We start from the raw sequence: 17,576 nt of genomic DNA, 5'->3' as shown, positions 1-17,576 counted from the left end.
TCAACTGACAGAGTTCTGCTTCGTGTCAGCAGCCTTGACCGCAGTCTTTTGTTCAGCAGAAGCTCGCTCCAACCGATCCCCCTCTGTTGCCACCTTATCCCCCCGCGTCTTGACCAACGACACCACCACCCCACCCAGCAACAACCCAAACGTCACCCCCAGCGACAGCAACGCCGGTACCTTGCCGACCATCCCGTGGTAGAAGATCTTGCAACCAATGAAGATCAACACTAACGCCAGCGCGTACTTGAGGTAGATAAACCGGTGCATCAACGCCGACAAGGCGAAGTACAGCGAGCGCAAGCCAAGGATGGCGAAGATGTTCGAGGTGTAGACAATGAACGGGTCCTGGGTAATGGCGAAGATCGCCGGCACGCTGTCGACCGCGAACACCAGGTCGGCCAGTTCGATCAGTACCAGGGCCAGAAACAGCGGGGTGGCATACCGCAGCGCCTTGCTTTGCCCTGGCGGGGTCTGGCGCACGAAGAAGTGCGAGCCGTGGATCTGGTCGGTAACCCGCATGTGCCGGCGCACGAATTTCAAGATTGGGTTGTTGGCCAGGTCCGGATGGCTGTCCTCCTTCGACAGTGCCATCTTCACCCCGGTAAACAGCAGGAAGGCGCCAAAGATGTACAGTACCCATTCGAAGTTCTGCACCAGTGTCGCACCCACGCCGATCATGATCGCCCGCAGGAACACCACGCCCAGGATGCCCCAGAACAGCACGCGGTGCTGATAGCGGCGGGGGATGGCGAAGAAGCCGAAGATCATCGCCATGACGAACACGTTGTCCATCGACAGCGACTGCTCGACCAAGAACCCGGTGTAGAACTCCAGCGCCGACTGCGCGCCCAGCTCATACCAGACCCAGGCGCCGAACAGCACGCCGACACTGAAATAGCCTGAGTACAGCAGCAGGCTTTCGCGCATTTCGATCTCGCGGTCCTGGCGGTGCAGCACGCCCAGGTCGAGTACCAGCAAACCGATGACGATGGCCATGAACACCAGCCACAACCACGTGCTGGTACCGAGAAACGGAGTGGTGAGGAATGTCTGCAGAGCCGTCATGAGCCCCTCCTTGATTGTCGACGTTGCAAGGCAACAGTGATCCGACATGGCGGCTTGGCAGCCGTCAGAGGGGCCCGGTATCACATGGGCTTGAGCCTAGTCCCGTTTGCGCGGGATGCCGAATGCAGACCTGTTACATTTCTTTGCCTGGCACCCGGCGGGTGACGCCTTAATACACCCACACTTCTACCCGCCGATTGCGCAAGCGGCCTTGCTCCTGGTCGTTTCCTGCCACGGGCAGTTCGTCGCCCATGCCGGTCACTTCCAGCACGTCCACGCCGTCGCGTGCCAGCTCGCGACGAACCGCCAACGCCCGTAAGCGCGAAAGCAGCGCCGCGCGCCCCGGTGTCTCCTTGGGGTCACCAAAGCCCACCAGCACCGCCTTGCTCTGCAACTTGCCGGCCTGGCGCAGGTACTCGGCTACCCGCTGCACATCGCGCAACGCTTTGTTGTCGAGGCTGGCGCTGCCCTCCTGAAAGCGAAAATTCACGCTCAACCGCTGGGCTTGCTGGGCCAGCGTGCGGTAGCGTGGCGGCATGTCGGCCTGAGGGGGGACCGGTTGGGCCTTGACCTGCTGCGAAACGAAACCCAGTTGCGCGACGATGGCCTGGCCGGCTGGGCTCTGGGCGAAGTCGGCCAGGGCCTTGGCCTGAGGCTTGGGGTTGGCTGGCAGGTAGAAATACAGGCGCCGCGACAGCGGGTAGTCCTCGCTGGCCACGAGCGAGCGCTGCGGCAGCATGGCCGGTGCATCGCCCTGGGCGACGGCCAGCACCTTGGCCCCGTGTACTGCCGCCAGGCTGCTGAAACCGATGGCCTGGCGGTCGGCAGTGACGCGCTCAGCCAGCGTGTCGCTGGATTCAAAGCGCTGAGCATTGGCAGACAGCTCGCCTTGATTAGGGTCGAGCACCAGTGCCTTGAAGGTTTCGAAGGTGCCGGAACGGTCGTCGCGGGCATAAAGGTGAATCTTCCCACCCGCAATGCCCACCTGGTCCCAGCGCTGTATCTGCCCGGAGAAGATCTGCGCCAGTTGCAGCGTGGTCAGTTGCGGCAGTGGGTTGTCGGGGTGGACGATCACCGCCACGCCATCGAGACCGATGACCTGTTCGGCGCTGGCCGCACGCAGGTCACCCAGGGCATGCAGTTGCTGAACTTCTGTATCGTTGATCGGCCGCGAGGCGGCAGCCAGGTCGGCCTCGCCCCGGCCCAACGCTGCAAAGCCGGTGCTGGAACCATGCGCGGCGATGTCGATACGCAGCGGTTGCCCGCGAACGTCGCGGGCGGTGATGACGGTTTCGTTGGTGTGTGTGCCGGGGGCCTGTTCAATCGCCGTTGCACCTTGAGCCCGCAATTGCCCTTGCACCAAAGCCGGCAGCAAGGCCGCGCCGATGGTGTTGGAGCCCTGCACGCGCAAATGCGCAAAATCGGCCAGGGCCGACAGCGGAAGCAGGGCAAGAAGAATGAGCAGCAGGCGGGGCATGCCGGGCAACCTATGGCACAGAGTTGCCCGGCAGATTACGACGGTGGCGTGATAGAAATATGACAGGCAGTCGGGAGGGCGTTAATCCTGTGGGAGCTGGCTTGCCCGCGAAGAGGCCGGCAAGCACCACAAGACAGTTGCTCCCACAGGTTGCTGTTAAATCAGTGCGCGCCTGCCGACTTGCTCAGGTCACTCTCCGCCCACTCGGTATAGATGCAGGCATCGGCCACGGCCCAACGCACGTTCACGGTATCCCCTGGCTGCATCGGCATGCCTGCCGCAGACAGCGCCTTCACGGTCATTTCGGTACCGCCGGCAGTGACTACATGGCACGTTTGGCTTTCACCCAGGAACAACACTTCGGCGACCTTGGCCCGCACCTCGTTCCAGCCCGCTGGCAGGGGTTGCGCGGCGGCTTGGGCTGCGGTCAGTGCCAGGGCTTTTTCCGGGCGTACCATGATCAATGCCTGCTGCTCGGCAGCCAACCCGGCGGTCAGGCGAATGGCCACCGGCTGGCCCTCGAAACTGCCCGCGCCATTGCTGCTGGCCTTGATCCGCAGGAAGTTGGAATTGCCCAGGAACGAGGCGACGAACGCGTTCGGCGGGTTCTGGTAAAGGTCATAACCACTGCCCAACCCAACGATCTTGCCATGGCTGAAGATGGCGATGCGCTGGGACAGGCGCATGGCCTCTTCCTGGTCGTGGGTGACGTAGACGATGGTGATGCCTAAGCGGCGGTGCAACTGGCGCAGTTCGTCCTGCAGGTCTTCACGCAGCTTTTTATCCAATGCGCCGAGCGGCTCGTCCATCAGCAGGATGCGGGGCTCATAAACCAGCGCGCGGGCGATCGCCACCCGTTGCTGTTGGCCGCCCGACATTTGCGAGGGCTTGCGGTGAGCGAACTTTTCCAGCTGCACCAGCTTGAGCATGGCATCGACCCGCTTGTTGATCTCGGCGGCGCCGAGCTTGCGGATGGCCAGGGGGAAGGCGATGTTGTCGCGCACGTTCAGGTGCGGGAACAGCGAATAACGCTGGAACACCATGCCGATATCACGCTTGTGCGGCGGCACGTTCACCAGCGACTGGCCTTCGACCAGAATCTCGCCGCTGCTGGGGGTTTCGAAACCGGCCAGCATTGACAGGGTGGTGGACTTGCCCGAACCGCTGGAGCCGAGGAAGGTGAGGAACTCGCCGTCCTGGATTTCGAGGTCCAGGTTGTCCACGGCGGTGAAGTCGCCGTAGTGCTTGTTCAGGCCGCGCAGGCTGACCAGGGTCTTGTTGTGCGCGTTGTCTTTGATCACTGCACTCATTGTTGTTTTCTCCGGGCGCTCAGGCGTTGACTTCGGTGCGCCGGCGCAAAGCGGCGGCAATGACCATCACAAGCAGGGACAGGCCGATCAGCAGCGTCGAGGCGACGGCGATCACCGGGCTCAGGTCCTGGCGCAGGGTGGTCCACATCTTCACGGGCAGGGTCTGCAGGTCGGGGCTGGCCATCATCACGCTGAGCACCACTTCATCCCACGAGACGAGGAAGGCGAACAGGCCGCCGGCGATCATGCCCGGGCGAATGGCTGGGAAGGTCACCTTGAAGATCGCCTGCAGGCGCGAGGCGCCGCAGATGACCGCGGCATCTTCGATCGACTGGTCGAACAGCTTCAGCGAGTTGATGATCGAGATAATGGTGAAGGGCAGGGCGACGATCACGTGGCTGACCACGAACGCGAACAGCGTGCCGGTGTAGCCCAGTTTGAGAAACAGCGCATACACCGCGACGGCGATGATCACCAGCGGCACGATCATCGGCATGGTGAACAGGCCGTAGAGCATCTCACGGCCGGGGAAGCGGCCGCGCACCAAGGCAAACGCCGTCGGTAGGCCCAGCAGCACTGCGGCAACAGTGGTCAGCACGGCGACCTTGAGGCTGGCCAGGGCGGCATCCATCCACTCTGGGTTGGAGAAGAACTGGCCGTACCACTTGAAGGTCCAGCCCGGCGGTGGGAACACCAGCCACTGCGAAGAGCCGAACGACAGCAGCACGATGAACACCACCGGCAGCAGCAGGAAGGCCGCGATGACCCCGGTGGTCAGGTACAGGCCCGTACGCAGCGGGCGGCCCATGGCATTGGGTGACAGGAGCATGGCGGATTACCTCGCGTTGCCGACCGGGGATTCCGGCTGCAGCTTCAGGTACAGGTAGAAGAGCACCAGGGTGATCACCACCAGCAGTGCGGCGGCGGCGCTGGCCAGGCCCCAGTTGAGGAACGACTGCACCTGTTGAATGATGAATTCGGGCAGCATCATGTTCTGCGCACCACCGAGCAGGGCCGGCGTGACGTAGTAACCGAGCGACATGACGAACACCATCAACGCCCCCGAAAACAGCCCCGAGCGGCACAGCGGCAGGAACACCTTCCAGAAGTTGGTCCACGGGCTGGCCCCGCAAATCGACCCGGCTTGCAGCACCATCGGATCGATGGCGTGCATGGTCGCCTGCAGCGGCAGCACGATGAACGGGATCATGATGTAGCTCATGCCGATCACCACGCCGGTGAGGTTGTGCACCATCTCCAGCGGGGTATCGATGATGCCCATGGCCATCAACGCCTTGTTGATCACACCCGAGCTTTGCAGCAGCACCAGCCACGAGTAGGTGCGCGCCAGCAGGCTGGTCCACATCGACAGCAGCACGATGTTCAGCAACCAGCGGCCCCAGCCGTTAGGCACCAGGGTGATCGCCCAGGCCAGCGGGAAGCCCAGCAGCACGCTGATCAGGGTCACCACACCGGCCACCGAGAAGGTGTTGAACAGCACCCGCGCATAAGCCGAGTTGGCGAACAACTGCTCGTAGTTGCCAAGGCCTGGCACTGGCTCCAGCACGCCGCGCAGCAACAGGCCGATCAGCGGGGCGAAGAAGAACAGACCGAGGAACAGCAGGGCAGGCAGCAGGTTGCGGCTGCCTTTCCAGCGCTGGCCCAGGCTCACACGGCGGGGGGCCGTTCCCGGAGCGCCGGCGCCCGTGGGGGCACCTTGCGCGTTGTGCAGGGCGTTGATGGCGACTTTCATTTGACCAACCACTCATTCCAGCGTGCGGCGATGGCCTGGCCGTTTTTCGCCCAGTAGGCAAAGTCCAGTGTCACCTGGTCCTGGGCGTAGGCGGTCGGCAGATTAGGTGCCAGGTCGGCTTTGAGCTTGGGCACGCTGTCCAGGTTGACCGGCGCGTAAGCGGTCAGGTTGGCGAACTCGGCCTGGCCTTCGGGGCTGCTGGCGTTGGCCAGGAACTTCATGGCCGCGTCCTTATTCTTGGCACCCTTGGGGATGACCAGAAAGTCGGCCATGACCAGGTTCTGCTTCCAGCTCACGCCCACCGGTGCACCGTCTTGCTGCAAGGCATACACGCGGCCGTTCCAGAACTGGCCGAGCGAGGCTTCACCAGAGGCCAGCAGTTGCTGCGACTGCGCGCCGCCACCCCACCAGACGATGTCTTTCTTGATGGTGTCGAGCTTTTTGAAAGCGCGGTCCAGGTCCAGCGGGTAGAGCTTGTCGGCGGGCACGCCGTCGGCCAGCAGCGCCAGTTCCAGCACGCCAGGGCTCGGCCATTTGTACAGGGCGCGCTTGCCGGGGTAGGTCTTGGTGTCGAACAACGAGGTCCAGTCAACCGGCTTGTTGGCACCCAGCTTGCCTTCGTTGTAACCGAGCACGAACGAGAAGAAGAACGAGCCGACGCCATGGTCGGACACGAAGCGCGGGTCGATGCGGTCTTTTTTGACGGTGTTGAAATCCAGCGGCTCGAGCAGGCCTTCACTGGCGGCGCGCAGGGCGAAGTCGGCTTCGACGTCGACCACGTCCCACTGCACGTTGCCGCTTTCGACCATGGCCTTGAGCTTGCCGTAGTCGGTAGGGCCGTCTTGGACGACTTTGATGTTGGTCGCTTTGGAGAAGGGTACGGCCCATGCTTCTTTCTGGGCGTCCTGGGTGGTACCGCCCCAACTGACGAAGTTCAGGCTGTCAGCGGCCTGCGAGGCCTGACACGCCAGGGTCAGCAGGCTGGCGGACAGCACTGCGGTTACACGTTTGCTCAACAGCATGGTTACGCCCTCGTTGCTTTTGTTATTCGAGGCGGGGCTTTTTGGTGCGCCCGCCAACAGTATTCGGGGAGCAGCTAAAACAAAGTGTCGGTGGCCGATTGTGAGTGTAGGTGCCGGCCTGCACATTCAAGGTCTACGGGATATCATATTATGGTATTCCAAACTTTTGGCAAGAGGCGGAGGCGACCGGCCATCACTCCAACCTTTCCAACCATCGCCTCCACGTGCTGTAGGCGCAGCCTTGTGCTGCGAAGAGGCCGGTGCAAACAGGACCCTTCTCTGGGTAAGTACCGGCCTCTTCGCAGCACAAGGCTGCTCCTACACGGCGTGGGCGCTATGGCAGCGGTGTCAGCTAGCCAACACTGGCTCGAACGGAATGCTCTGCACCACCTCCAGCTCATACCCTGCCAACCCCGCATACTTGAGCGGCGGCCCAAGGTGGCGCAGCTTGCCTACGCCCAGGTCCTGCAAAATCTGTGCACCGGTGCCGACTTCCGAATACACCTTCGACTGCCCGCGCTGGTAAGGCCGCACCGGCTGGGTCAGCTGCGGAACGCGTTCGAGCAACGCCTGCGAAGATTCATGGTTGGCCAGGATCACCACCACGCCGGTGCCTTCTTCGGCGACCTTCTGCAGCGCCGCCCACAGTGTCCAGTTGGCCGGGCCGGCGTATTCGGCGCCGACCAGGTCGCGCAGCGGGTCGATCACATGCACGCGCACCAGCGTCGGTTGCTCGCGGCGGATGTCGCCCATGACCATGGCCATGTGCACGCCACCTTCGATGCGGTCTTCGTAGGTGACCAGGCGGAAGGTGCCGTGCACGGTGGGCAATTCGCGCTCGCCGATGCGCTTGATGGTCTGCTCGGTGCTCAGGCGGTAGTGGATCAAATCGGCAATGGTGCCGATCTTGATGCCGTGCCTGGCGGCGAACACTTCCAGGTCCGGGCGGCGCGCCATGGTGCCGTCGTCATTGAGCACTTCGACGATCACCGAGGCGGCTGTGAAACCGGCCAGGCGCGCCAAATCGCAGCCCGCTTCGGTGTGGCCGGCGCGGGTCAGCACGCCGCCTTCGCGGGCGCGCAGGGGGAAGATATGCCCAGGCTGCACCAGGTCTTCCGGGCGCGCGTTCGGCGCCATGGCCGCTGCCACGGTGCGCGCACGATCGGCAGCGGAAATACCGGTAGTGACGCCAGTGGCGGCCTCGATCGACACGGTGAAGGCGGTGCTGAACACGCTGCCGTTGGCCGGTACCATCTGCTCCAGGCCCAGGCGCTGGCAATGATCGTCGGTCAGCGTCAGGCAGATCAGGCCACGCGCTTCGCGGGCCATGAAGTTGATGGCCTGGGCGTCACAGCGTTCGGCGGCGATCAGCAGGTCGCCTTCGTTTTCCCGGTCCTCATCGTCCACCAGCAGGACCATCTTGCCTTGCCGGTAGTCCTCGAGAAGTTCTTCGATGCTGTTGAAAGCCATGCTGCACGCTCGCTGTGGTGGGGTGATTTTTATGGTATACCATCATACACAAATACTTTTGCAACAGGAGAGCAGCGGATGAAAGCGTATTGGATCGCCCACGTGGATGTGACCGACCCCGAGCAATACCAGCAATACACCCAGCGCGCGCCCGCTGCCTTCGCCGCATTCGGTGGGCGGTTTCTGGCGCGGGGCGGGCGTAGCGAGGCGATGGAAGGGCGACCGACGCCGCAGCGCAGCGTGGTGATCGAGTTCGACTCATACGAGCAGGCGGTGGCCTGTTATCAGTCGGCGCTTTATCAGGAGGCCTGCAGCCACCGCCAAGGTGTGGCGAAGGCTGAAGTGATCATCGTCGAAGGGTTCGAGCCCTGAGGTGATCAGGGCCGGCATCGTTTTACGGCATGCCTGGCAACTCATGGGGGCGCAAGTCGAACACCAGGACCTCTGCATCCTGGCCATTGCCAAGTTGCAGCAGCTGCTCCTGGCGCACCCGAACGCCATCGCCCTCATTCAGCACCTGCCCATTGAGCTCGATGCTGCCGCGCGCCACATGCACGTAGCCGTGCCGATCCTGCGGCAAGTTCAGGCTCGCCCGTTCTGCACCGTCGAACAACCCGGCGTACACCCGCGCGTTCTGGCGCACCTGCAATGAACCTTCGGCACCATCCGGGGAGATGATCAGCCGCAATTTGCCGCGTTTTTCCTCGGCACTGAAGTGCTGCTGCTGGTAACGCGGCGTTGCGCCCTGGACGTTAGGCACGATCCAGATCTGCAGGAAGTGCACTGGCTGCGCCTGGCTGTGGTTGAACTCGCTGTGAGCCACACCGTGCCCGGCACTCATCAGTTGCACGTCGCCAGGGCGGATCACCGAGCCGGTGCCCAAGGTGTCCTTGTGCTCCAGCGCACCTTCGAGCACATAAGAAAAGATTTCCATGTCCCGGTGCGGGTGCTCGCCAAAGCCCTTGCCAGCGATGACGCGGTCGTCGTTGATCACCAGCAGGTCCGAGAAGCCTTGTTCGTCGGGGTTGCGGTAGTGGCCGAAAGAGAAGGTGTGAAAGGATTTCAGCCAGCCATGAAAGGCCAGGCCGCGGTCTTGGGCGTTACGGACGGTGAGCATGGGGAGTTCTCCTTGAATGCCGGGGCCGAGAGGGCTGCCGCGCAGTTGATGGAGACACTTTACTGTCACTTCAAAATAGGAAAAATAGAGATGTGCAAGTATCATTGTCACTTTTTATTTGACAAATAAATGGATCTTTCTACGAGTTTGCCGTGAATGTCGTAGGAGTATTCTGATTCTTTCTCGGCCAGGATTCTGCGCGCTATGCCGGTGTTAGCTTCCCGTTTTCTACCGAGGAAACGGTACATGACGCGCATATCGATACACGGCAAAGGACAGGCATTTGACGGGGATTTCACCACCACAGGTGCAGTATGTGTCGCCAGCAATACAAATTATCGAGGGAACAACCAGATCGCGCTACGCCTGGGAGATGTCACGACTGAGTGTCCGAAGTGTAAAAAGCCAGGCGTCATTGTCGAGGGCGTCCCTTTCTTCATCATCAAAGGTAGCCCTGCAGTCGTGGATGGTGCGCTGGTCCAGTGCGACTGCCCCAGCGGCAGCAACCGGGTCCTGGCACAGTCTGCCCTGAACGGGGTTGGCATCCGCTCCAGCCACACTTCCTCGCCCGTTCCGGCCGCCCGGTCTTCAACTTCCTCATCGGGGCAAACACCTGCCCAGTCATACAACACATCGGTAGTCGATTCTGCCACTGTACTGGAGCCGGGCTTTCATATTGTTCAAGGCAGTATGTCATTCGAACAAGTGCTCAAGAGCCTGGGCGAAACGAACAAGCCATTACCTGTTTCATTACTCCAGCGCTTGAACCCCACGTTTACACAAGGCTTTAAAGCCGGTGAGATTTTCGTACTCGGCAGTACGAGCAGCGGCGTTTCCTGCAGTCCCATGGAAGCAGAGCTGATGATGGTGGCAGAGAAGGCGAGGGAATCGCTGGCCGTTCTTTCCGATGAGGAAGCCAACTTCATGATGAGCCATATCGGCGAGATCGCTGGAGTACTCAGTGGGGCGAGTCTGTCGATGGGGGTGGGCAAGGACATGCTTGAGCGTGGCTTGGGGCAGGTCAAAGATACGCTGAAAGGGATTGAGGTTTTGCATCAGCAGCAGTTTGCTTTGCATGGCCATTTGAAAAGTGCGGATTTTTTTGCGAAACGCAAAGAGCTTTACCAGCATCTGGGCGCTCAGTTACGCACAAGTTTCTTGAATAAAACATTGAATCTCGGTAGCTACGATACGCTTCGGCGTGATCTGGGGATCTCCACGAAAAGCCTGGTGCACCATTGGAAAAAAGCTGGCGTCCCGGGGCAAATTCCAGGGTATGCGACGCACCTTGATGAGGTGGTGAAGATGTCAAACTACTTGAAGTATGGTGGGTACGCAGCGATTGGGCTTGGGGCGGGTTCTTCCTTGTTGAAAGTCCAAGCGGCCTGCCGAGCAGGCGAAACCGAAGCGTGCAAGAAAATTCGTTTTACTGAGACCGGGAGCTTTACCGGTGGATTAGTCGGTGGTGTTGCGGGCGGTAAGGTCGGATCTATTGCCGCAGCAGCTGTCTGTTCATTTGGTGTATACGGTAAGGCTATCTGCGGCATTGTGACGATTGGAGGTAGTTCCTACTTAGGCAGTAAGACCGGAGAGACATTTGGAGAGGGGATGATGGAATGGTCCTATGAGGTACTTCATGATTGACTTTTCATACCTGCCCACTGGCGTAAAAATTGCGTTAGGAGTAGTGCCTTTCACCCTTAGCATGGTGGGTATCGGCATGGGCTTTTACATCGCAGGTTCTCGTCACTTTAACGTGCTCTGCCGCACATTCAAGAATAGCAACGGGTTGGTCGATGATCTTAAGTACTGGAGCACAATCTCCATCAGAACAAGATCAATGGTGGTAAATCGTTTCACCTTAGCGGCTGTATGGCCGAATCTGGGTATTCGCCAAGGCTGGTTGAATGCCGAAGACTTTAGGAATTGCCCAGTCTATTTGAAGCGGCGCTTACAGGTATCGTTTTGGTGTTCCATTACCGGTTGTACTGGAATCGTCGCCGGTGGTACTTTGATTGAACTCGGCAGATTCTGATGCCCAGAAGACCCGCTCACGCGGGTCTTGTTCTATCTCACTATTGCAAATGCACCTTCAGCTCCCCAGCCGCCTGGCGCATCGCCGCTTTCACTTCAGGCACCTGGCTCAGTGGGTTCAGCAACCCATAGTCATGAATCATCCCGTTGTACCGCACCGCAGTCACCGTCACTCCCGCCGCATCCAGCTTGCGTGCATAGGCCTCGCCCTCATCACGCAACACATCGAACTCTGCGGTCTGCACCAGCGCTGGCGGCAGGCCTTTGAGCTGCTCGCTGCTGGCGCGCAGCGGCGAGGCGTAGATTTGCTCACGTGCCTTGGCGTCAGTGGTGTAGCTATTCCAGAACCACTTCATCATGCCAGTCGTGAGGAAGTGCCCTTCAGCGAACTGCTTGTACGAGCCGGTTTCGAAGCTGGCATCGGTCACCGGCCACAGCAGCAACTGGAAGCGCAGCTTAGGCGTACCGGCCTCCTTGGCCTTGAGCGCGACCACTGCGGCCATGTTGCCGCCGACGCTGTTGCCGGCCACGGCCAGGCGCTTGCCATCCACGCCGATCGCTTTGCCATGCTCGGCCACCCAGCGGGTGGCGGCATACGCCTGGTTGATGGCAGTGGGGTAGTGCGCTTCAGGCGAAGGCGTGTAGTCCACGTACACCGCTACCGCGCCGGAACCGACCACCAGGTCGCGAATCAGCCGCTGGTGAGTCGGGAAATCGCCCAGTACCCAGCCGCCGCCGTGGAAGAACATGAACACCGGCAACTCACCCTTCACATTGGCCGGGCGGACAACTTGCAGCGTGATCGCCTCGCCGTTGGCCTGGATCGTGTGTGCTTTGACTTCGATGCCGGACAGGTCAACCTTGACCGACGATTGAGCACCGGTCAGCACTGCACGGGCGTCCTTCGGCGCGAGCTGTTCCAGGGGCTTGCCACCACCCTTTTCCAGGGCTTCGAGGAAGGCTTGGGTGTGCTGCTCAACGCCTGGGCTGCCTGCTGCGAACGCAGTGGAAACGGAGAGGGCAAGGAGGCTGGTGGTGAGTACCTTGTGGACAGTGTTCATGTGCGAATCCTTTTCTATGCAAGTGTTTGAGAGGGGCGCATTGCCTGGCCTTAAAGGCCATCGCTGTGACTTGCGAGTAGATTAAGGAGATGCCTTCGTGGGAAAAAGCGGCTATAAAGCGTTTGACTGTCACCAGGAGCGAGACAATGAACCCTTACGAAGACATGCGGATCTTCGCCCAGGTCATGGAAGCCGGTAGTTTCACCGCTGCGGCGGACCGTCTGGGCATGTCCAAGCAATCGGTCAGCCGGCGCCTGATGCAACTTGAAGAACGCCTGGGCGTGCGCCTGCTCAACCGCTCGACACGGCGCCTGGACGCCACTCCGCTGGGGCAGCACTATTACCAGTCGGCGTTGCGCTTGCTGGGCGAAGTGCAGCAGGTGGAGCACGACATCAGCGGCCAGGCCCAGGCCTTGCGCGGCACCTTGCGCCTGAGTGCGCCGCTGTCGTTCGCCATGGCCCACCTGGGGTGCCTGCTGACCGAATTTCTGCAGTTGCACCCGCAGGTGGATGTAGAAGTGGACCTCAGCGACCGGGCCGTGGACCTGATCGGCGAAGGCTATGACCTGGCCTTGCGCATTGGCGCGCTGGAGGACTCCAGCCTCATCGCGCGGCGTATTGCCGGTGTTGAACGGGTGTACTGCGCAAGCCCGGCCTATCTTGAGGCGCATGGGGTGCCCGCATTCCCCGAGCAGTTGGCCGGGCATGACTGCCTGCCTTATGGGCATTCACGGCAGGTGCAGTGGCAGTTCAAACAGGGCGGCAAGACGCAGGCGATTGCGGTGGCGGGGCGGATGCGCGCCAACAATGGCGAAATGCTTAGGGATGCGGCGATAGCGGGGATGGGCGTGACGTACCTGCCCACGTTCATCGTTGGCCAGGCACTGACGGATGGCCGTTTGGTGACGTTACTGGAAGACTGGACGCCGCCGGCGTTGCAGTTGTCGGCGGTATATCCGCAGCATCGCCAGGTGGCGCGGGCGGTGCAAACCTTTGTCGGGTTCTTGCGGGAGCGGCTGGCGCAGTTGTGACGGGGCCGGCGCGTTCGCCGCTGGTGGGCAGAAGTGCAATTCGGCTAGCATGAGGCTCTGCCAAGCAACCCGCGCGCGACTGCGCAAGGCTTGATCCCTCCCTTCTGACCCGAACCTCTGCATGACTGCCTTCTACCTCAAACTACTCATGACACCCACCCTCATGCTGGCCATCTCGCTGGCGGGCAAACGTTGGGGTACGCAAATTGGCGGGCTGCTCTCGGGGCTGCCTGTCACCTCGGCGCTGGTGATGCTGTTTCTCAGCCTTGAACAGGGTGAGGTGTTCGCGTCGCAGGCCGTACCTGGGGCATTGGCGGGGGTGGCCGCCGTGCAAGCGACCTGTTTGTTCTACTACTGGGTGACCCAGCGCGTCAGTGTGTTTGTCGGCTGCATCGTAGCGCTGCTGTTCTTTGCTGTGGCCGCCTTGGCGACCAGCCACCTGGGCTGGGTGGCGCTGTCTGTCGTTGCCACGCTGTTACTGGTCGTCGCCATCGTCGTCGCTACCTCGCAACCGGCCCAGGCCTGTTCAGCGCGTTACGTGCCGATGCCGCGCTGGGTCATCCCGATGCGCATGATGACCGCCACCTTGTTGCTGTTGGTGATCACGGCCAGTGCAACGATGCTCGGGCCGGTGGTCAGTGGGATGCTGGCGCCGGTCCCGGTAATCGCCTGGCCGCTTGCAGTATTTGCCCACGTCCAGGGCGGGCGCCATGAGTTGGGCGCGATCGTGCGTGGCAATGCCATTGGCGCGGTGGGCGTGGTGGGCTTCTACCTGGCCCTGCAAAGTACGCTGTTGCAGTGGGGCGCAGTCCTGTCGATTTCGCTTGCGGTGTTGCTGGCCGTGGTTGTGACGTTCGTCTTGGCGAAGCTCTTGCAGTCACGCTAGCGCGCGCTGCAAGGCTCCTGTGCATCAAGCGCTCAGGGGGTGCCGTTCCTGCCATGCAGGCAAAACGCCCGGCGCTTGCTCAAGCGTTCGTAATACGCCCTGACGGCTGGCAAATGAGGATGCTCGAAAGGCGTCTCGAACCACCGGTTGACCGAAAGGCCGATGGGGATGTCAGCCAGGGTGAACATGTCGCCGGCCACATACGCACCGGTTGCGGCGAGCTGGCGGTCGAGGATCTGCATGTAGCGAGACCATTCGGCACGGCCGGCGGCCAGCGCCTGCGGGTCCTGATGGGCGGGTGAATGCCTGACCAGCGACATGAAGGTGTAGCTCCAGGACCTGTTGAGGTCCGAAGCCTGCCAGTCGATCCATTGATCGATACCTGCCCGTGCTTTTGCCTCGGTCGGGTACACCGAGGCGTGGCCATAGCGCGTCGCCAGGTAACGGATGATGGTGTTGGATTCCCACAGGGTGAAGTCGCCATCCTGGATGACCGGGATCATGGCGTTGGGGTTAAGTGCCAAGAATTCGGGGGTGTCGGTGGCGGTGAAGCCCGCGCCCCAGTCTTCCCGTTCGAAGGGAATATCAAACTCGGCACAGGCCCAGAGGACTTTACGCACGTTGATCGAAGACGCTCTGCCCAATATCCGTAACATGGTATTCGTCCTTGCTTGTGGAAGGCTGATCGTCCTTCACGGCATGACCTCGGTCAAGGATTAACCGTGGACGGTGGGCAGGGTTTTTCGTTCGTTAAAAATAATGCTGCAAGGCTGTCCCTTTTTTTCAGGCCGCCTGTCATTAGCGGTAGTAGAGAATAAAGGGAGCCTGTTTCAATGCCTGCCGTATTGCCTTGCCGCCCGCGTGCGGCGTCACTTCGTTCGCGTCCGTTGATGTACCTGGGTTTTGCCATCAGCCTGAGTGCCAACCTGTTGTCTTCGTCAGCCTGGGCCGACGACCTCGCGCGGCGTACCTACACCGTGCCCGCCGGCACCTTGGGCGCCGCACTGACCCGTTTCGCCCACCTCGCCGGGGTCAGCCTTTCACTCGACCCGGCGCTGGTCACTGGCCGGCAAAGCAGGGGGTTGTCAGGCAGTTACAGCGTTGACGAGGGCTTCATGCAGCTGCTTCAAGGCAGCGGCCTGCAGCTGCAACCAGTGGGTAACGGGGCGTTTACCCTGGTGCCTGTGGCGCAAGCGTCGGATGCGCTGGAGATCGCCCCGACCAGCATTGTCGGTGGCCATGTGGGTGGCAGCGACGCGCCACCTTATGCCGGTGGCCAGGTCGCCCGCCAAGGGTCGCAAGGCCTGCTTGGCTCGCGCGACTTCATGGACACCCCGTTCAGCATGACCACCTACACCAGCGACCTGGTGAAGAACCAGCAGGCACGTACCCTGGGTGACCTGATCGCCAGCGACCCCTCGGTGCGTGCGACCAACCCGGCAGGTGGGCGCTTCGAGCAGTTCACCATCCGCGGGTTCAGCTTGTTCAACAGCGATGTATCCTACAATGGCCTGTTCGGCATCTTGCCGACCTACTCGATCGACATGGAGATGGCCGACCGGGTCGACATCATCAAGGGGCCGAGCCAGTTGCTCAATGGTATTTCGCCGCGTGGCAGCGTGGGCGGCGGTATCAATGTGGTGCCAAAGCGGGCAGGCGATACGCCCATTACTGAGTTCACCGGCAGTTTTGCCTCGGGCAGCCAGGCCGGCGGTGCGGTGGATGTCGGCCGCCGCTTTGGCGAGGGTGGGCAGTTTGGTATCCGCTTCAACGGCGTCAAGCAGGCCGGCGACACCGAGTGGGATCACCAGCGTGTCGAGCGGGACATGGCGGTGCTGGGCCTGGATTTTCGCGGCGAGCGGCTGCGCTTATCGACCGACATCGGCCACACCGAGCGTGATACCGATGCCCCCCAGGAGCGTGTGCTGATTGGTGCCAATGCCAAGGTGCCGAGCGCCAATGACGTACACCACAACTACGCACAGGCCTGGAGCAAGGCGCGCACTAATGACACCTTCGGTGCCGTCAATGCCGAGTACGACATCAGCGACTCGCTGATGGCTTATGGCGCAGTCGGTGCGCGCAAGAGCAACCATGACTTCTTGCGCCACAACGTTTCGATCATCAACGATGCCGGGGACTTTACTGTTCAGCCGCGCGATTTCACCCGCGATGAAAGCGTGCGTACCGCCACGGCCGGTGTGCGCAACTGGTTCCATACCGGGCCGGTCAGCCACGAAGTGAACCTGGCCGCCACGTACTTCTACATGGACTTCACCAACGGCGGCGCGCGCTATGCCTCCGCGCCCAGCAACCTCTACAACCCGGTGGCCACGCCGACACCCGGCACCCCGACCCGGCTCGACCCCAAGGTTTACACCGAGAACCGGTTCAGCGGCGTCGCCCTGGCCGATACCCTTGGCTTTTTCGATGACCGCCTGCTGCTGACCTTGGGCGCCCGCTGGCAGCGGGTGCAGGTCGATGACTGGAGCGACGGCGTCAAAGGCGACACGGCCTACGATGAAGAAAAGGTTTCGCCATCGGCGGGCGTTCTGCTGAAGGTCAGCGAGCAGCTGTCGCTGTACGCCAACTACATGGAAGGCTTGAGCCAAGGCAAGATCGCGCCGTCGACGTCGGTCAACGAAGACCAGATCTTCCCGCCCTTCACCAGCCGGCAGGTGGAAGTCGGGGCGAAGTATGACTTGGGTAAGGTCGGCTTCACCGCCAGCGTGTTTCGCATACGCCAGCCCGCCTACGAAACCAATGCCACCACGCGGGTGTTCGGGCCCAATGGCAAGCGCGACAACCGAGGTGTGGAGCTCAGTGTGTTTGGCGAGCCGCTGGAGGGCGTCCGCCTGCTGGGCGGGGTGATGTACATCGACAGCGAACTGACCGATACCGTCGGCGGCGCCTTCGACGGCAACCGCGCACCGGCAACGCCCGAGTACAACGTCAATGTGGGGGCTGAATGGGATGTGCCGAAGGTAAACGGGCTGACCTTGACCGCGCGGGGTATTCACTCGAGTTCGCAGTACCTGGACCAGAACAACAGCAAGCAGATCGACGGCTGGGAGCGTTTCGACTTGGGCGCCCGCTATGCCTTCAAGGTTGACGCTACCCAGGTCACGCTGCGGGCCAGTGTCGAGAACGTGTTGGACGACCGCTACTGGGCGTCGGCAGGGGCTTCGGACGACAGTGAGCCAGGGCTGACGCTGTCTACCCCTAGGACCTACCTGCTGTCGGCGACGCTGGGCTTCTGAGCCCAGGGTCAGAACTTCAACCTGTCGATGCTGAGGGTGGCTATGCTCTGCTATCAGGGTACCGGTGTGGTCGCTTTCGGCTCCCAG

16 protein-coding genes are annotated in these 17,576 nt (G+C 61.5%); 6 read left to right on the top strand and 10 right to left on the bottom strand.

The window, feature by feature from the left end; translation table 11 throughout:
• The 7 genes from QOS90_RS15575 to ribBA all read right to left on the bottom strand — a co-directional run bounded on the left by QOS90_RS15575 (window position 1) and on the right by ribBA (window position 8,100).
• Window positions 1-1,068 (bottom strand): TerC family protein, encoded by a 1,068-nt coding sequence (locus QOS90_RS15575; protein ID WP_033694108.1) that lies wholly within the window; start codon window positions 1,066-1,068, stop codon window positions 1-3.
• Window positions 1,069-1,237: 169 nt separating this feature from the next.
• Window positions 1,238-2,545 carry a substrate-binding domain-containing protein gene (locus QOS90_RS15570; protein ID WP_027593813.1) on the bottom strand — a complete coding sequence of 436 codons (1,308 nt, stop codon included), beginning with the start codon at window positions 2,543-2,545 and terminating at the stop codon, window positions 1,238-1,240.
• Window positions 2,546-2,706: 161 nt separating this feature from the next.
• Window positions 2,707-3,855, bottom strand: a complete 1,149-nt coding sequence (locus QOS90_RS15565) for an ABC transporter ATP-binding protein (RefSeq protein ID WP_027593812.1) — start codon at window positions 3,853-3,855, stop codon at window positions 2,707-2,709.
• A 19-nt stretch (window positions 3,856-3,874) separates the two neighbouring features.
• Window positions 3,875-4,684, bottom strand: coding sequence for an ABC transporter permease (locus QOS90_RS15560; protein WP_027593811.1), 810 nt, complete (start codon window positions 4,682-4,684; stop codon window positions 3,875-3,877).
• Window positions 4,685-4,690: 6 nt separating this feature from the next.
• Entirely contained in the window at window positions 4,691-5,608 is a 918-nt protein-coding gene (locus tag QOS90_RS15555; RefSeq protein WP_033694105.1) for an ABC transporter permease, read from the bottom strand.
• Complete coding sequence (locus QOS90_RS15550) at window positions 5,605-6,630, bottom strand: polyamine ABC transporter substrate-binding protein (RefSeq protein ID WP_027593809.1); 1,026 nt, start codon at window positions 6,628-6,630, stop codon at window positions 5,605-5,607. The genes QOS90_RS15555 and QOS90_RS15550 overlap by 4 nt, the downstream gene beginning before the upstream one ends.
• A 348-nt stretch (window positions 6,631-6,978) precedes the next feature.
• Entirely contained in the window at window positions 6,979-8,100 is a 1,122-nt protein-coding gene (ribBA, locus tag QOS90_RS15545) for a bifunctional 3,4-dihydroxy-2-butanone-4-phosphate synthase/GTP cyclohydrolase II (RefSeq protein ID WP_085273282.1), read from the bottom strand.
• Between the two features lie 78 nt (window positions 8,101-8,178).
• On the opposite strand from ribBA, the gene QOS90_RS15540 reads away from it, so the two are divergent.
• Complete coding sequence (locus tag QOS90_RS15540) at window positions 8,179-8,472, top strand: DUF1330 domain-containing protein (protein WP_027593807.1); 294 nt, start codon at window positions 8,179-8,181, stop codon at window positions 8,470-8,472.
• Window positions 8,473-8,494: 22 nt separating this feature from the next.
• Here QOS90_RS15540 and QOS90_RS15535 read toward each other — a convergent pair whose 3' ends face one another.
• Window positions 8,495-9,217, bottom strand: a complete 723-nt coding sequence (locus tag QOS90_RS15535; RefSeq protein WP_085273283.1) for a pirin family protein — start codon at window positions 9,215-9,217, stop codon at window positions 8,495-8,497.
• A gap of 246 nt (window positions 9,218-9,463) precedes the next feature.
• Here QOS90_RS15535 and QOS90_RS15530 point away from each other — a divergent pair, with 246 nt between their 5' ends.
• A complete protein-coding gene (locus QOS90_RS15530; RefSeq protein WP_085273284.1) occupies window positions 9,464-10,861 on the top strand; it encodes a PAAR domain-containing protein in 1,398 nt (465 codons plus the stop codon).
• The gene (locus QOS90_RS15525) at window positions 10,854-11,252 is read left to right on the top strand and encodes a hypothetical protein (protein WP_143491068.1); all 399 of its coding nucleotides are present in this window, start codon (window positions 10,854-10,856) and stop codon (window positions 11,250-11,252) included. The genes QOS90_RS15530 and QOS90_RS15525 overlap by 8 nt, the downstream gene beginning before the upstream one ends.
• Before the next feature lie 40 nt (window positions 11,253-11,292).
• Here QOS90_RS15525 and QOS90_RS15520 read toward each other — a convergent pair whose 3' ends face one another.
• Window positions 11,293-12,312 carry an alpha/beta hydrolase gene (locus tag QOS90_RS15520; RefSeq protein WP_085273285.1) on the bottom strand — a complete coding sequence of 340 codons (1,020 nt, stop codon included), beginning with the start codon at window positions 12,310-12,312 and terminating at the stop codon, window positions 11,293-11,295.
• A 146-nt stretch (window positions 12,313-12,458) separates the two neighbouring features.
• Between QOS90_RS15520 and QOS90_RS15515 the strand changes: the two genes are divergently transcribed.
• Together QOS90_RS15515 and QOS90_RS15510 are read left to right on the top strand one after the other, a co-directional pair.
• Window positions 12,459-13,343, top strand: a complete 885-nt coding sequence (locus tag QOS90_RS15515) for a LysR family transcriptional regulator (RefSeq protein WP_027593802.1) — start codon at window positions 12,459-12,461, stop codon at window positions 13,341-13,343.
• A gap of 121 nt (window positions 13,344-13,464) precedes the next feature.
• Entirely contained in the window at window positions 13,465-14,229 is a 765-nt protein-coding gene (locus tag QOS90_RS15510; protein WP_085273286.1) for a hypothetical protein, read from the top strand.
• Window positions 14,230-14,261: 32 nt separating this feature from the next.
• Here QOS90_RS15510 and QOS90_RS15505 read toward each other — a convergent pair whose 3' ends face one another.
• Window positions 14,262-14,885 carry a glutathione S-transferase family protein gene (locus QOS90_RS15505; protein WP_027593800.1) on the bottom strand — a complete coding sequence of 208 codons (624 nt, stop codon included), beginning with the start codon at window positions 14,883-14,885 and terminating at the stop codon, window positions 14,262-14,264.
• A gap of 177 nt (window positions 14,886-15,062) precedes the next feature.
• On the opposite strand from QOS90_RS15505, the gene QOS90_RS15500 reads away from it, so the two are divergent.
• Window positions 15,063-17,489, top strand: coding sequence for a TonB-dependent receptor (locus QOS90_RS15500; protein ID WP_085273287.1), 2,427 nt, complete (start codon window positions 15,063-15,065; stop codon window positions 17,487-17,489).
• Window positions 17,490-17,576: the final 87 nt, after the last annotated feature.

The organism is Pseudomonas sp. LAIL14HWK12:I10 (genome assembly GCF_900184205.1).
In the GTDB taxonomy this organism is placed as follows: Bacteria; Pseudomonadota; Gammaproteobacteria; order Pseudomonadales; family Pseudomonadaceae; genus Aquipseudomonas; species Aquipseudomonas kermanshahensis.
The sequence above is the reverse complement of the archived record's forward strand: the minus strand, read 5'-3'. Positions and strand labels throughout refer to the sequence as shown.

Coding starts and splice junctions, on each gene's coding strand:
- QOS90_RS15575 (WP_033694108.1), bottom strand. CDS start 1,068: ATGACGGCTCTGCAGACATTCCTCACCACTCCGTTTCTCGGTACCAGC.
- QOS90_RS15570 (WP_027593813.1), bottom strand. CDS start 2,545: ATGCCCCGCCTGCTGCTCATTCTTCTTGCCCTGCTTCCGCTGTCGGCC.
- QOS90_RS15565 (WP_027593812.1), bottom strand. CDS start 3,855: ATGAGTGCAGTGATCAAAGACAACGCGCACAACAAGACCCTGGTCAGC.
- QOS90_RS15560 (WP_027593811.1), bottom strand. CDS start 4,684: ATGCTCCTGTCACCCAATGCCATGGGCCGCCCGCTGCGTACGGGCCTG.
- QOS90_RS15555 (WP_033694105.1), bottom strand. CDS start 5,608: ATGAAAGTCGCCATCAACGCCCTGCACAACGCGCAAGGTGCCCCCACG.
- QOS90_RS15550 (WP_027593809.1), bottom strand. CDS start 6,630: ATGCTGTTGAGCAAACGTGTAACCGCAGTGCTGTCCGCCAGCCTGCTG.
- ribBA (WP_085273282.1), bottom strand. CDS start 8,100: ATGGCTTTCAACAGCATCGAAGAACTTCTCGAGGACTACCGGCAAGGC.
- QOS90_RS15540 (WP_027593807.1), top strand. CDS start 8,179: ATGAAAGCGTATTGGATCGCCCACGTGGATGTGACCGACCCCGAGCAA.
- QOS90_RS15535 (WP_085273283.1), bottom strand. CDS start 9,217: ATGCTCACCGTCCGTAACGCCCAAGACCGCGGCCTGGCCTTTCATGGC.
- QOS90_RS15530 (WP_085273284.1), top strand. CDS start 9,464: ATGACGCGCATATCGATACACGGCAAAGGACAGGCATTTGACGGGGAT.
- QOS90_RS15525 (WP_143491068.1), top strand. CDS start 10,854: ATGATTGACTTTTCATACCTGCCCACTGGCGTAAAAATTGCGTTAGGA.
- QOS90_RS15520 (WP_085273285.1), bottom strand. CDS start 12,312: ATGAACACTGTCCACAAGGTACTCACCACCAGCCTCCTTGCCCTCTCC.
- QOS90_RS15515 (WP_027593802.1), top strand. CDS start 12,459: ATGAACCCTTACGAAGACATGCGGATCTTCGCCCAGGTCATGGAAGCC.
- QOS90_RS15510 (WP_085273286.1), top strand. CDS start 13,465: ATGACTGCCTTCTACCTCAAACTACTCATGACACCCACCCTCATGCTG.
- QOS90_RS15505 (WP_027593800.1), bottom strand. CDS start 14,885: ATGTTACGGATATTGGGCAGAGCGTCTTCGATCAACGTGCGTAAAGTC.
- QOS90_RS15500 (WP_085273287.1), top strand. CDS start 15,063: ATGCCTGCCGTATTGCCTTGCCGCCCGCGTGCGGCGTCACTTCGTTCG.